12 protein-coding genes are annotated in these 14,841 nt (G+C 44.3%); 3 read left to right on the top strand and 9 right to left on the bottom strand.

The window, feature by feature from the left end; translation table 11 throughout:
• Positions 1 to 14 precede the first annotated feature (14 nt).
• Complete coding sequence (locus tag L8S15_RS00360; protein ID WP_016767256.1) at positions 15 to 545, bottom strand: 3'-5' exonuclease; 531 nt, start codon at positions 543 to 545, stop codon at positions 15 to 17.
• Between the two features lie 87 nt (positions 546 to 632).
• Positions 633 to 2,171, bottom strand: a complete 1,539-nt coding sequence (locus L8S15_RS00365; RefSeq protein WP_010441371.1) for a sensor domain-containing diguanylate cyclase — start codon at positions 2,169 to 2,171, stop codon at positions 633 to 635.
• Between the two features lie 350 nt (positions 2,172 to 2,521).
• On the opposite strand from L8S15_RS00365, the gene L8S15_RS00370 reads away from it, so the two are divergent.
• The 3 genes from L8S15_RS00370 to L8S15_RS00380 all read left to right on the top strand — a co-directional run bounded on the left by L8S15_RS00370 (position 2,522) and on the right by L8S15_RS00380 (position 8,227).
• On the top strand, positions 2,522 to 3,154 hold the full coding sequence (locus L8S15_RS00370; RefSeq protein WP_016789491.1) for a DUF2760 domain-containing protein: 633 nt from the start codon (positions 2,522 to 2,524) through the stop codon (positions 3,152 to 3,154).
• Complete coding sequence (locus tag L8S15_RS00375; RefSeq protein ID WP_016789490.1) at positions 3,154 to 5,118, top strand: Hsp70 family protein; 1,965 nt, start codon at positions 3,154 to 3,156, stop codon at positions 5,116 to 5,118. The genes L8S15_RS00370 and L8S15_RS00375 overlap by 1 nt, the downstream gene beginning before the upstream one ends.
• A gap of 268 nt (positions 5,119 to 5,386) precedes the next feature.
• The gene (locus L8S15_RS00380; RefSeq protein ID WP_280571889.1) at positions 5,387 to 8,227 is read left to right on the top strand and encodes an Hsp70 family protein; all 2,841 of its coding nucleotides are present in this window, start codon (positions 5,387 to 5,389) and stop codon (positions 8,225 to 8,227) included.
• A gap of 207 nt (positions 8,228 to 8,434) precedes the next feature.
• On the opposite strand, the gene L8S15_RS00385 is transcribed toward L8S15_RS00380, so the two are convergent.
• The 7 genes from L8S15_RS00385 to L8S15_RS00415 all read right to left on the bottom strand — a co-directional run bounded on the left by L8S15_RS00385 (position 8,435) and on the right by L8S15_RS00415 (position 14,702).
• The gene (locus tag L8S15_RS00385; protein WP_010441378.1) at positions 8,435 to 8,650 is read right to left on the bottom strand and encodes a hypothetical protein; all 216 of its coding nucleotides are present in this window, start codon (positions 8,648 to 8,650) and stop codon (positions 8,435 to 8,437) included.
• 256 nt (positions 8,651 to 8,906) lie between these two features.
• Complete coding sequence (locus tag L8S15_RS00390; RefSeq protein WP_010441382.1) at positions 8,907 to 9,380, bottom strand: DUF2947 domain-containing protein; 474 nt, start codon at positions 9,378 to 9,380, stop codon at positions 8,907 to 8,909.
• Positions 9,381 to 9,547: 167 nt separating this feature from the next.
• Positions 9,548 to 10,135 (bottom strand): ribosomal protein S5-alanine N-acetyltransferase, encoded by a 588-nt coding sequence (gene rimJ, locus L8S15_RS00395; protein ID WP_010441383.1) that lies wholly within the window; start codon positions 10,133 to 10,135, stop codon positions 9,548 to 9,550.
• A 65-nt stretch (positions 10,136 to 10,200) separates the two neighbouring features.
• Positions 10,201 to 11,745 (bottom strand): transcriptional regulator TyrR, encoded by a 1,545-nt coding sequence (gene tyrR, locus L8S15_RS00400; RefSeq protein ID WP_010441386.1) that lies wholly within the window; start codon positions 11,743 to 11,745, stop codon positions 10,201 to 10,203.
• A 123-nt stretch (positions 11,746 to 11,868) separates the two neighbouring features.
• On the bottom strand, positions 11,869 to 12,921 hold the full coding sequence (locus tag L8S15_RS00405) for a TIGR01620 family protein (RefSeq protein ID WP_050612740.1): 1,053 nt from the start codon (positions 12,919 to 12,921) through the stop codon (positions 11,869 to 11,871).
• A 14-nt stretch (positions 12,922 to 12,935) separates the two neighbouring features.
• Positions 12,936 to 14,309 carry a YcjX family protein gene (locus tag L8S15_RS00410; RefSeq protein ID WP_102290505.1) on the bottom strand — a complete coding sequence of 458 codons (1,374 nt, stop codon included), beginning with the start codon at positions 14,307 to 14,309 and terminating at the stop codon, positions 12,936 to 12,938.
• Between the two features lie 207 nt (positions 14,310 to 14,516).
• The gene (locus tag L8S15_RS00415) at positions 14,517 to 14,702 is read right to left on the bottom strand and encodes a hypothetical protein (protein WP_010441392.1); all 186 of its coding nucleotides are present in this window, start codon (positions 14,700 to 14,702) and stop codon (positions 14,517 to 14,519) included.
• Positions 14,703 to 14,841 lie beyond the last annotated feature (139 nt).

A 14,841-nucleotide genomic window follows, 5' to 3' on the forward strand; every position in this document is an offset into this window, starting at 1 on the left:
TTCACTGCTGCTATCTAGAGCATCGTTAACGCCAACTTCGCGAGGTTATACGCATCGACATACCCAGAGTGCTGACGGCCTTCCCACTCAATATTTTTCGCTTCTTGAGCCGCGCGGTGACCAATGCGTTTTTCTTTCAAACGATTCTGAATTCGATAAAGTGTTGCGATATTTATAAACTCGCTAAACGGAGGTTCTATGCCTTTCTCTTTACACTCTTTATGTAAGATCAGATCATCTCGTCCCCACGCTGCATAGATTTTCTTTGGGCCACCGAAGTTCTTAATCATTGACTTGATAACAGACTCTAATGGGCGCCCCTGTTTTTCGATTTTACGAGGTGTAATGCCCGTTAACTCGGCGCAGAACAGAGAGACTTCGTCTTTCTCTGGCTTAACGTAGTATTGCGCTCGCTTCACGATAGTGCCAGATGCTAGATCAATCTCAGCAAGACCCACTTCAATGATCTCCCCTGTTGTTCCTACACCATTTTCGCTCCAACAGCACATTTCCAAATCGAAACACACCACTCGATTGTGATTCATACGTCGCCTAATTCTCTCGTCAAAAATTTCGTGAAATTGTACATGAGCACAGTCAGGAACTCGACCCTTGTTACATCAAGTGCTCATTTAGCCTGCAATTGTGACTCGATTTCGACCGTTTAGTTTACTTTGATACAAGATGCTGTCGGTTCGCTGCTGAATTTCTTCGGTATTTTCATTGCTACGAATAGAAGCGCCAATACTAAGCGTACAACTCAATTGGCGACCTTTGTGCTCACAATGAGAGCGGCTAACAGTATTTAGGATACATTCTAAATAACGCTCCAACGCTTCGTGATCTGAGATACTCGAAATGATGCAAAATTCATCACCTCCTAAACGGAACAGGTCATCACCATCTTTCAAATTAACAGAGATCAGTTTGACGACGTGAATCAGCAATGCATCACCCGCTGGATGACCAAATTGATCGTTGATGTTTTTGAACTTATCGATATCAAAACCAATAAGGCTAAATGGTTTATCGCTGTCGATCGCTTTGTCTAATTTCTTATTAAACGCTCGTCGGTTGTAGACCTCGGTTAAGCTGTCATGATTGGCTAAAAAGCGCAGCTCTTCCGTCCTCTCATATAGCATTTGGTACAAACGTTGTTTCTCACGAATTTGTAGATTAACTATGTAGGCCAGCAGTAAAGAGATAGTGGTCCCAACTAAAGCAATGCCGGCGAGTACCAAGTAGCCGGAAAATGAGATGCATGAACCTATCTTGTAATCAATTTTCCAATCCCGGTTGGTTAGGCTAATGGTTTTGGTAATAAGGTGCCCAGTTACGCCTTCAAAACCTTCAGTTTCAAACAAAATGGGAGAATCTTCTGCTTCAAAACCGGTATCGGTCACTCGCACATATACATTCATATCACCCGCAGTGGATGCCAGTAAGTTCTCAAAATAATAAGTCGTACGAACCACACCAATCACAACACCGAGCAAATTGTCACTTTCACCCTCAAATACAGGGTGATACACCAACATGCCACTTTTCGGTGTTTGTGGGTCTAAACCATCTTGTATTAAACGAACTTTGTCTGAAATATTCGCTTGGCGTGTATGTTTAATATTGTCTAAAACACGCTTAAATCGTTCACGAGAAGAGTAGAAACCAAGAACTCTGTTATTAGGTTCGGTATTTGGGTAGATATCAGTCGCAACAAAGGCTGGCTCACCATCTAAGATGTAACCAAAAGCTTTTGATTCATGTTTTGGAATAGTGAATAACTTATATGATGGGTACTTTTCTTCCATCCGAGCAGTGTGTTCTTCAATCTCATCGGCTGTCACTTTTTGCATCCATTGCAAGCCAATTAGACTTTTTGAAACATTAATCGTTTGTTGCGCAAAACGATCAAACTTATCCCAGTTTTCAGGATCATTTGCGTAGAAAAAATTAGCACCAGAACCAATGTAAGCAACATCGTTATCAATAAACGCTTTTAGGCTTAGAGTTTGGTTTTTAGCAAAGCTCTCCAAATTCATGTTCAAGGCACGATTTTGGTTAAGAGCCACCAACACAAAGCATAACACCGTAATCAGAAAGGTGACCAAAAAAGCAACTACTGGCAAGGTTCTTCTCTTCAACCCTGTCAACGGGTCGATTGTATGCGGCATACATATCTCATGTCGGATTATATAAAGTCATAAGTATATAACGTTAAGGAACCCTGCTCCATTCATGTTTAGTCCTAAATCTGACACAAAATGGGCAATGTTTACCTTCCCCTTACATCAAAGGCTATTATTCAAACAAATCTCGACTAATTTTCACGCTAACACACTAAAAACCCACTTGAATAAAAACATTAAATACAGCCCTTAAGCCTTGAATATGCTAGTATCCATCCATATTTATAGCTTGAAAGATACCGTTTTGCCTGAGTGCGACAGAGTTTTCTTTCCAACCCGTATGTTCAACTTAACCAATGAATATACCGTTAAATCAATTTAAAGAGAAAATCACTATGATCGTTGATTTGAACCTAATTCCACAAACGTTTGATATGCTTCACGCAGGCCTCACTGCATCAAGCGTTTTACTGCTGCTTATTGCCGTTTCTCGTAAATCCAAAGTGGTTGAGAAAGTCGTAGAAAAACCAGTAGAAAAGATCGTTGAAGTTGAAAAACCAGTAGAAAAAATTGTCGAAGTAGAGAAAGTTGTTGAAGTTGAAAAAGTGATTGAAAGAGTCGTTGAAGTTGAATCAAAACTAGCAACAGCACCGACCGATTCAGCAATGCAGCTATTGTCTATCATGCAGCAAGAAGCACGTTTAATTGACTTCCTAAAAGAAGATCTCACTTCGTTCTCTGACGAAGAAGTTGGCGCAGCTGCACGTGTAATCCACACTGGTGGCCAAAAAGTATTAGCAGACTACGTAACGCTTTCTCACATCCGCGGTGAAGATGAAGAGACTCGTATCACAGTAGCTGAAGGTTTCAACCCGCAAGAAATCCGCCTAACAGGCAACGTAACGGGTAATGCACCATTCAACGGCACGCTAGTTCACAAAGGTTGGAAAGCAACTGACATGAACCTGCCTAAGCTTGCTGAAAATTACGATGCATCTGTCATTGCACCGGCAGAGGTGGAGCTATAATGGAACACCAAAACCATTCTTCATCGCAAGAGCATTCACAAGAACCATCTTCTCAAGAGCAACATCAGGCGCCTAAGTTCAGTGTTGGTATCGATTTAGGTACTACACACTGCGTTTTGTCGTTCATCGACACAACAAATGAAGACGCTCGCGTAGAGGTAATGCAAATACCTCAACTGACGGCTCCTGGTACAGTAGAAACTCGCAGCCAACTAGGCTCATTCCTATACCAACCGCACGAACATGAAATGAATGCGGGCTCTCGCGTTCTACCTTGGTCTTCTGAGCCTAAAGCACTGGTTGGTGCTATTGCTCGTAACCTAGGTTCTAAAACCCCTATCCGTTTGGTCGCAAGCGCAAAATCTTGGCTATGCCACGGTGGTGTGAACCGTCGTGATGCGTTCCTTCCTGCAGGCAGCCCTGAAGAAGTTGAAAAAGTATCTCCGCTTAAGACCACTGAATTGTACCTTGAGCACCTTAAAGACGCTTGGAACCACGCTAACCCAGAACACAAACTGGCAGACCAAGATGTAACGATCACGGTTCCTGCTTCGTTTGATCCTGCGGCTCGTGACCTAACAGCAGAAGCTGCACGTAATGTGGGTTTCACTCACCTAACGCTTCTTGAAGAGCCACAAGCGGCTCTTTACAGCTGGATTGATAACAGCAACGATACATGGCGTGATGAAGTGAACGTTGGTGACATCGTTCTTGTTGTCGATATCGGTGGTGGTACAACCGACCTTTCGCTAGTTGAAGTAACACAAGATGACGGCAACCTAAGCCTGAACCGTATAGCAGTAGGTGAACATATCCTACTTGGCGGCGACAACATGGACCTAGCACTGGCTTACCGTCTGAAAATGAAACTGGCTCAAGAAGGCAAAGAGTTAGCTCCTTGGCAGGTTCAAGCAATGACTCACGCATGTCGTGATGCAAAAGAAGCACTGCTTAACGATGCTGAACTGCAATCTGTGCCTATCGTTGTACCTAGCCGTGGCTCTAAACTACTTGGCGCAACACTAAAAACAGAATTGACTCAGCAAGAAGTACAACAAACATTGGTTGATGGCTTCTTCCCGAAAGTAGCCGTGAATGAGCACCCAGTTCAAAAGACGCGTGGCGCACTGACTCAAATGGGTCTGCCTTACGCTCAAGATGCGGGTATCACTCGTCATATAGCTGCATTTCTTTCTAAGCAAGCCAATGCGCTTTCTGGAAATAGCGAAACGGCTCAGCAAGATTTCAACCCGTTTGCAAACATGCCCGGTATGCCAGATGCTGAAGCGCCAGCGGCAGATTTCATCAAACCAACAGCGGTACTGTTCAATGGTGGTGTTCTAAAATCTAACCTACTTGCTGATCGTCTTTCAGATACGATCAACGAATGGTTGATCAATGCTGATGCAGAATTTGCTAAACAGCTTTCAGGTTTGGATCTAGACCTAGCGGTTGCAAGTGGCGCTTCTTACTACGGCGCAGTGCGTCGCGGCCAAGGCGTTCGTATCCGTGGTGGTATCGCTTCTTCTTACTACGTAGGAATTGAAAGCGCGATGCCAGCTATCCCAGGCATGGCTCCGCCAATGGAAGCACTGTGTGTTGCGCCATTTGGTATGGAAGAAGGTTCAAGCGTTCAAGTGCCTAGCCAAGAGTTTGGTTTGGTGATTGGCCAGCCAGTTCACTTCCAATTCTTCGGTTCAACCACTCGTCGTGAAGACGTAGCGGGTACGCACCTTGATCATTGGGCACCAGAAGACCTTGATGAACTTCCAGAGATTCAAGTGACACTGCCAGTATCTGAAGGTCGCCGTGAGGGTGAAGTGGTTCCGGTAACCCTAGCCTCTCGTGTTACTGAACTCGGCACGCTTTATCTAGAAGCAATTGCTGCTGATAACGGTCAGAAATGGCACGTTGAGTTTGATGTTCGTGAAGACGCGAATAACGACTCAAACGACCAAGCATAACGAATCAACGGCACCTTAACGGGTGCCGTTACTTTATCAATGCGATTCCCTACCGCAAGTACGAACAAACTAGGGAATCTGTTTTAACCCCTGTGTTTTTAACCGCTCTGTTTTAACTTATAGGTTCTAATTTTTCGGTCTTAAACACAGTTTGATGATATTCCCGACTCAGTCGTACCTTCTTCTCGGGAATGACGTTTACGAATAGCAACAATAAGACCAAAACTATCAATAAACTGGTCATCACTTTGGCAGAATAAGGTTTTGTATGGCATCTCCTCGTTTTTTAGTCGGCATTGACTTAGGCACAACCAATACCGTTGTTGCTTACTGTGAAATCAACGACGACCTACAACACGCTCCCGTTTCTCTTTTCGATATTGACCAACTCATCGGCCCTGGTGAAGTGGTCCGAAAACCCCTACTTCCATCATTTCGTTACCACCCAGCACAAGGTCAGATCTCCCCTTCCGACCTCACCATGCCTTGGGCACCGAACTTAGTTGAAGGCGATATTAAAAACGTTATCGTCGGTGAATGGGCACGTGAATTGGGTGCTAAAGTCGAAGGCCGTCAAGTATCCAGTGCTAAAAGCTGGCTGTCACACCAAGCCGTCGATCGTAGTTCAGATATCCTTCCTTGGGCTAGCGCAGCTGATGTCGATAAGGTATCTCCTGTTGTCGCAAGTGCGAGCTACCTGAATCACATCCGCCAAGCGTGGAACTACCGTAATCCAAGCAACAAACTTGAAGACCAAGATGTTGTTGTAACGGTTCCTGCATCATTCGATGAGACAGCACGTAAGCTGACACTTGAAGCCGCAGAACTTGCTGGCTTAGGTAAGATTTTATTACTCGAAGAGCCTCAAGCTGTTTGTTATGACTGGTATGCTCGTCATCAACAAACGGCTGCGGAAGAGCTTCAACAGATCCCATTGATCTTAGTGTGTGATGTCGGCGGTGGTACTACCGACTTGAGCTTAATCGAGGCTAAGTTCGATTCGAACAACGATGGAATTAACGAGTTAGCACTTGATCGTATCGGTGTTGGTGAACACTTGATGCTTGGTGGTGATAACCTCGATTTAGCGCTTGCTCACCTTGCTGAGCAACGCTTCAATCAAAACAAAAAACTCAACGCGTCTAGTCTAACCAAATTGATTCAACAAACTCGCGCTGCAAAAGAGAGCCTGCTTTCTGCCAATGCGCCAGAAGACGTGAAGATCACCATGCTCGGTAGTGGTTCGAAGCTACTAGGTGGTACCAAGAGCATTGGCTTAACTAAGCAAGAAGTTCATCAAATCGCTTTGGAAGGTTTCTTCCCGCTTTCTGAGTTTACTGAAACACCAGACAAACGCCGCAGCGCCGTGGTTGAATTCGGTCTGCCTTACGTGGCTGACCCTGCGGTGAGTAAGCACGTTGCAGAATTCCTAACGACACACCAACAAGTGTCTAAAGCCGCATTGGAAAACTCAGGCTCTGTTGAGTTCGATGACACCAAACCTGCAATTCCTGTAGGTGTACTACTCAATGGTGGTGTGTTCAACAGTGAACTTGTGACTGAGCGTATTACTCAGCTACTAGGCAATTGGAACGGTTCTCCAATCACAGTGCTTGATAACCCTCACCCTGATTGGTCTGTTGCCCTTGGCGCGGTCGCCTTTGGTAAAGCCCGCCGTGGTGCACAACTGAAAATCGGTGGCGGTGCTGCGCGTTCTTACTTCTTGCATCTACAAGAGAAGAACAAGATGGGTAAAGCACTTTGTTTGCTTGCCAAAGGTACTGAGGAAGGCCAAGAGATACGCTTAAACAGTCGTCGTTTTTCGTTGACGTTAGGTGAGCCAGTACGATTTAATCTACTGACTTCAACACACGACCAAATAGCTCACGACACTGCTATTCAAAATGGTGTGATGGTCAATGTGGATGCCGACTTGTTCTCGCCTCTCCCACCGTATATTTCTACGTTGGAAGGCTCAGGTACTGCAGAACTTCAAGCCAACCAAAAAGAGCGTGTTGAAGTACTGCTCGCTTGTCAGTTAACCGAAGTCGGCACACTAAAAATGGAGTGTGTGAGTACAGAAGATGACTCTAAGCGTTGGTTGCTCGAGTTTGAAGTAAGAAACAAGCAAGGCGATGAATCCGATAACTCTAAACTTCATCCAAGACTGGACGAATGTAAGGAGCTAATTTCTCGCCTATACAGCGGTAACAAGAAGAGTGCTGAATCTAAAGAGATCAAAACACTTGCTAAAGATCTTGAAAAGCGACTCGGTAAGCGCGAAGAGTGGGACTTTACTACTCTCCGTCACCTGTTTGATTCGTTCTCTTTAGGTCGTAAACGCCGTCGTCGCTCTGAAGCGCATGAGAAAAACTGGCTTCGTCTGGCGGGTTACTCTATGCGACCTGGCTTTGGTGACCCAACTGACTCATGGCGTATTGAACAAATTTGGGGACTTTACCAACAAAACATCCAATTCCAGAACCATCAAGGTTGGACAGATTGGTGGGTATTCTGGCGTCGTGTTGCCGGAGGCCTGAATCAAGAACAGCAAGAAACTATCTTGGCTGATATCGCGAAGTACCTTCACCCAGGCGCAATGAAGAACCCTAAAACAGCTAAAGATGCGCAAGACAATGGTTATGAAGCCATGGTTCGTTTAGCGGCATCACTTGAGCAACTGGAAGTGGAAGACAAAGTGCTGCTGGCAAGCTGGTTCTTGAGCAAAGCGATTAACCATAACCAATTTGAACAAGCTCACTGGTGGGCGCTAGGTCGATTAGCATCAAGAACGCCTTTGTATGGCAGCCAACATAGTGTGATTCCAAGAGAACAAGCTGAACAGTGGCTACCGAAACTGCTTGAGCAGAACTGGCACAAAGAACAAATGATAGCCTTCGCTGCTGTGATGATTTGTCGTAAAACCGGTGACCGTCAGTTTGATATATCTGATGACTATCGCAATCAAGTGATTGAGAAGCTTAAACAAAGCAAGGTCCCTGATTCATGGTTAACACTGGTGAATGAAGTGACAGAACTTTCTGAAAGTGAGTCTAAGCGCGTATTTGGCGATGCATTACCAAGCGGATTAAGCCTGATCAATAGCTAGTTTTAAAAGCTGTTAGTTTTATAGCGATTAGCTTTAGTCACAAGTTAGAAAAGAAAAAGCCACTTTCGATTCGTTGAAAGTGGCTTTTTTATAGGTGGCTAAAGGCCTGTTTGCAAGTGTCTGGTTGGCTAGTGTTTCGCTGGCCAATATCTAATTGATTAGAGGCTCGCTGTTTAAAGGCCTTAGCCGTGTTGCAGTTCATCATTGTTAATGTTTCGTTCCTGTTGGGTTAATCGGAAAATCCGTGTTTTCATAAATATCTGATAGTTTTTTCGGTTTCTTATCCTTGGTTCCTTTAGTTGATTGGTTATGAGTTTCGCTTAAAAGCCATTGCTCATGCATTTTTGCCGAATCCAAAAATTCTGGATCCTCCATTGCTTCCTTGCGAAGTTTATTTACACGTTCGAGAGTATCCCAAATCATAATACTTCACCTCCACTAAGGCAGTAATATAAATATAGCCAAACCTCTTAAAACTTCAAGTGAGCCAATGGGATAGCGGTCTCAATTTCGTAAATCACCCGATCGACACAAACAGAAATACACATCAAAAGCAGGGCTCAAATAGTCGTAAACCCTCAACGATCATTAAAGATCATCGCGCACAAAAAAAGCGAGCTAAGTGCTCGCTTTTTATCTATAGCCCATACAACACAAGCTTAATTAAGCCACGTTGAGTTTAAGCGCGGTTACCGATTTTCACCGTGCCGTTTGTTGCAAACCAAAGCGCTTCCGAACGACGACGACCTAGCAAAATTGGTCCATCATCGTAGAACAAAAAGTTCTTCCAATGTTTCTTAAATACTGACCATTTAGTTTCAAGGACGTTGTATTTTTCGTAACAAAAATAAACAGTTACGTCATCTTGCCAATCAATGAAGTTTAAGATTTCTTCAGGCATTTCTGGTTCGTCGGCTTCCCAATTCGCCATCCAGCTGATCTCTTCGTTCCAGTTCGACGATTTGCTTGGCCAGTCTTGTGAACTCAGTCTTTCTGCATCTGGGCTTTGAGGGCTTACGTTCTCTTTCCAGAACTGAGACGCTCTTGCCTGAGTCATTGGCTTGATCTTTTCCAAGTCTTCCGCTGGCAGCGGCATTGACTGATGAGTGAAAATCCATTTTCTTTGGTATTCGTCCAAAGTTGTATATGACATCAAAATTCCTCAAATATCTTCTAAGGCAAGTGGATAACCATGCCTATATGTACTTTTTGATGCAGCGGCGACTTCATGGTCGCTTAAATGATTGCTGCCTCTAAAATTCTTTTATGTATGCGACGCTATTAGCGTTAAAAATCACTAGGTCTAAGTATTATTGGCGTTTAAAGAACGCGCTTATCTTCCCAGTTTGGGTTAACTAATGCCGTTAGTATATGATCTTCCCATTTACCGTTAATCTGTAGGTAATCTTTGGCAAAACCTTCGCGAACAAAACCAAGATGCTCCAATACACTCGCACTGCGTTCATTGTGAGGCATATAGCCCGCCATTAAGCGGTGCATGTTCTGCACATCAAACATGTAGTCTTTTGCCATGCTCAAGCCTCTCCGCATGTAACCGTGGCCTTGTGCACTTTCAGCCAATGAGTAGCCCACATTACAAGCGTAGAACGGGAACCGTGACAAGTTGCTGAAAGATATTGTCCCTAGCATCTCGTTTGAGTCTGCATTGATCAATAAACAGTAGTAGCCAAGCCCCATTTTATGAAGCTCATTTAACTTGATCAGTCGCTGAGCCCAACCTTCTCTTTCGAAGAACGCATCTTCGCGAATCGGTTCCCATGGCTTGAGGTGCTTTCTATTAATCTGAAAGTACTCACTGATCATACTCGCGTCGTCAACTTGCGCTGTACGTAGAATAAGGTTTCCATCGTGCTTATAAACGCGGGCTGGTGTACTTAAATCTTCCATTCGTTTTTCTTAATCCGTCAACTTGTCTTGTTTTTTTGCTCAGTACGATGGCTAAGCAGGTTCAATCAGTTTTTTCTGATCCCATAGTCACGAAGCTTGTTCGCAATTGAGGTATGAGAGACGTTCAAACGTTTTGCTAACTTACGGCTCGATGGGAAAGACTGATAGAGCTTTTCAAGGATCTGAGATTCATAATCTTTCATGATCTCGTCCAGAGAACCATCCAAGCTCAGATTCGCCATTCCAGCGGTCATGGTTTCAAGTTGAGGCAGATGGAATTGCTCAACCGTTAACGTGTCAGAATCTAATTCAGTGAGTGCACGCAAAACCATGTTGTCCAATTGACGAATGTTGCCCGGCCATTGATAGTTGCCCAATTGGTCGATCAATTCTGGAGTTAACTTTGGCTTTAGCATACCTAACTGCTGTGCGTACTTAGCAACAAACAACTCCAATAACGGTGCTACGTCGTTAGAGCGCTCACGTAAGGCTGGAATTGATAGCGTCAGTACATTCAAGCGGTAGAACAGGTCTTCACGAAACGAGCCTGAGTCAGCTAATTCAGAAAGACGGTGGCGCGTTGATGCAATAATACGAACATCAGCGTGCATCTCTTCTTCTTCACCAACACGACGGAATGAACCATCCTGTAGGAAGCGTAAAAGTTTGATTTGTAGATGCGGGCTCATTTCGCCAATTTCATCTAAAAATACAGTACCGCCATTTGCTTGTTCGAAAATGCCTTTATGTCCTTGTTCATGGTTGAATGAACCCGGAGCATGACCAAACAGTTCCGTTTCTGCCACGTCATCAGGCATTGATGCACAGCTTAAAATCAAGAATGGGAAAGACGATCGGTTTGAGCGGTTATGGCATGCTTTTGCAAGCATCTCTTTACCTGTCCCCGTATCACCTTCAATCAGAAGAGGTTGATCCAACATCGCCAACTTCTTAGCTTGACTGATCAAGGCTTTGTGACGATTAGAGACACCGACAAAATGTTCAAAGCCCAGGTTGTTCTGTTCTGGGATCGCATCTGTCGAGTTCATCTCTTGGTTGCAAGAACGAATCGTCATTACGGCGCTAGCCAGTACCGCTTCGTTCACGTCACCCCCAAGATAAATAGGCAGTATCTCGATAGAAAAATCCAAACCGTCTAGTACTACGACTTCACGATGACGTGTTACATCACCGTCGATCCAACGAGCAAAATTGAAGCTAGGAACAAACGTTGATAACGGCTCGCCAATAACTTCACTTTCTTGCTTACCAAAAAGGTTGAGTGCTGCGTGGTTTGCCATGTCGACTGAACCTTTAAGGTCAATCGCAATCACTGGATCTGGTAGGTTTGCCAGCAGTGCAATCAGCTCGGTGTTATGCCTTTCGCTCGGCATAAATTGGATTTTACGTACATCCTTCACACCTGAAATTCGGCGAATTTCAGCCATAAGTTCACTAAAAGCATCAAAATTAATATCAGGGCAATTTAGGTAAATAATGCCTTTTACATCAATTTCGATTCCTCTTAAATCAATGCTTTTTGAGGCCAAGATATCGAGCAACTCACGCGTTAAGCCGAGTCTGTCTTCACACAATACTTCAAGACGCACAAATAGTCCTATTATAGGTGTCAGGATAAGTTGACAGTAGTGTGGATTAAGGTCTGAGTTCAGTCAAGAAGAAGAGTAAACATATGTTTACCCTTCTTCTCAAACTATTGAGCCTCAAATACTTTATTTGAGAGTAATACGCTTTATTTCAGAAAGGACGGCTTTACGAAGGTCCGATAATTTTACTTTTCGCTCTTTATGCCAAGGCATAGGACGAAGCAAAGTCATGGCTTTTAAGCCCAGTCGAGCGGTTAAAATGCCAACACCGAGCCCCTGCCCTGCTCTTGCAGAAATTTTGCCTGCTAAGTCCATCGATACGAGGTCCATGCTCGCATCAATCGCCAATTCACTTGCCCCTGCCGCTGCCATGTTGATTAACACTAATTTAAACAGCTTAATGCGCGACCAGTAGCCAAGTTCAATACCATACACATCGGCTAGCTTGTCTATCATGGTGAAATTACGCCACGCCACCAACAACATGTCTGCAGCAGCCAATGGGCTCACTGCAACCAAAGCTGCAGATTCAGTAGAAAACTTAGTCACGATCTGAGTGGCGACTTTATCCTGATGGCTAACGACCAACGCATCGTACATATCCAGCACTTCGGCATCGCTATGTGCCGGGTTGATACTGTTCCGCCACTTATCGTATGAAGGAGACTCGGCAACAATGCCCCCTTGTTTAGCGATGTGTTCACAAAACGCTTTTCCCTTACCAACGCTTTGACTTTGGAGTAGCTCTTCGCTCTGCTCTTGCACACTGAAATGGTCTTTCAGTGAACGTAGCTTCCATAGCTCTTTACCTATTGCACCAAGGCCTAATGACGCGATTGCAGCAATAAAACCGGCCCAACCTAATGCTAACCAGTCAGCGGTTTGAATCGCGGTGATCACAGAATCGACCGCTTGCCAGCCCACTAAGCCAGAGAAAGCGACCAACAAGCCAGAAGTAAACCACTTTTTCTTTTTACTCGGGCGTATCACTTGCTCCAGTTGTTGCTCAGCTTCGCCATCTAGGTCAATTTCTACTTGTGGTGCGACAGGTACAAATTTTTCTTGTTCGGTGAACATTTGTTGAGCACCTAAATCTGGGCTAACTTCATTCTTATCTTGCTCATCGAACGAGGTCTTCAACGATTCATCAAAGACTTGTTTCGTTTTTAATTCACTCATTTTGATTGCCTCAATTACTTCAACTTATCGCCAATGAGATACTCTAAAACCTTATCGACTCGTAAGTGCTGACAAGGCTCATCGGAATGTTGTTCCATTGGCCTAAAGCTCGTGAAATCAAACTGATTGGTTTCCCAATATTGTTTGTTCGGCAGCTTACGCGGCACCTCGCCAGGATACATGGTTTGAGACACGTTATCTAAAGTGACCCCTTGCAACGCAGGAACATTGTCTGAACCTGACGAAATATAACCCGCACTGGTCGCTTGAATAGACGCGATGCTCATGCAACTCATGTCGATATGTTCAAACGCCGCCTGTTGCCACGCTGGGTGTACCATCTGTTGTAACAGCGACACCAAGTTCGGATGTTGATCCGGTGTCACATGGTCAGCTTTGGTGGCTGCAAACAAGATCTTGTCGATCTTCGGCGCAAACAGGCGTCTTAAGATATTGCTTCGGCCGTACTTAAAGCTCTTTAATAGCTGCTCTAATGCACCACGCATATCCATGAAAGAGTCGTAGCCCGCATTGAGCGGCTGTAAGCAGTCCACCAGCACGATTTGTCTGTCGAACGTCGCGAAGTGATTCTTATAGAACGCCTTTACGACCTTTTGCTGATACTCTTCATAACGTGCTTTTAAAACCGCATAGTTACTTGTTTTTGAGAACTTGCCCTCAGGTGCGATGCACGGGAAAAATTGCAGCACAGGCGCACCTTCAAGCTCACCCGGTAATACGAATCGACCCGGTTGCACCCAATGCAGTCCGTTATCCTTACAAGTATGAAGGTACTGAGTATAGCTATCGGCAATCGCGACCAGTTTTTTTTCGTCGGCTTCGGCTAGCAAGTCAATGTCACCGCGCATTGCGTTCCACTGTTGCGAGTAGACTTCTCTATCGCCTTTCAATGCGGAAAATTGAGATTGACTCCAAGTATCGAAATCCATATCCAGTAGGGGTAAATCAAGTAGCCACTCGCCTGGGTAGTCGACAATATCGAGATAAAGGGTGCTGTTTTTACTCAGCAGCTTCTTCGCGCCTTTGGCTGGTTTATATTTGATGGCTAAGCGAATCTCACTGACATCACGCGTTGGCACGGGCCATTCTGGTGGCTCCGCATTGAGTGACTCCATCGCTTCATCGTAAGAAAAACGCGGGATCATCATGTTATGTTGTGGAATACGTTTAGCACCAATGATTCTTCCATCTCTCGCCGAGGCAAGTAGAGGCAGATTTTTGTGGGTAGACGTATGAAGAAGCTGATTAACCAGCGAAGTAATGAATGCTGTCTTACCCGCACGAGAAAGCCCCGTGACCGCTACTCGAATATGAGAATCCGTTCCTCTGCTTATAAAGTCACTCATTTCTTGAGTTAGGTGTTTCATTTGAACGACTCCGTAATAGTTAAGCTAACTGATATAGTAATAGAAACGTTAGCCTGTGCTCTTTCCCAGTTGGGTTAGTTTGTATGCTTATGCTTGTTCTTTTGCTAATAGTAGTGAGTATGCAATACACATTCTTAATGCAAGATGAATAAAAGCCCCTGACTACATTCATAATCAGGGGCTTTAAAATTTTCAGTTAATGTCAGACTAATCGTCTTCTATCAGCTTGTAGATAACGAACAGTGTGATCTCAGAAATCAACCATAATACACATGTGATAGTTACGTACTTTTCGTTAAAGATGCTGATTCCGTGCAAGATCAAATCGTAACCAATGAAACTACCAATCACCACTGCCAAGATAATCTGTAGGATCTGAATAAAACGAGGCATTCCTCTCTCCTATGTTCTTATATCAAACGATGTGTTTATAACTATATCATTGATAATAAGACAAAAGTGCAGACAATGCTGCACTTTTATTCTTAAGTTTCTGTCAAAAATTGCAATTCAAACACTCAGGTCAAGGTTA

Origin of the sequence: Vibrio sp. S/42/10 (assembly GCF_029890535.1) — a bacterium.
Taxonomy (GTDB): Bacteria; Pseudomonadota; Gammaproteobacteria; order Enterobacterales; family Vibrionaceae; genus Vibrio; species Vibrio cyclitrophicus.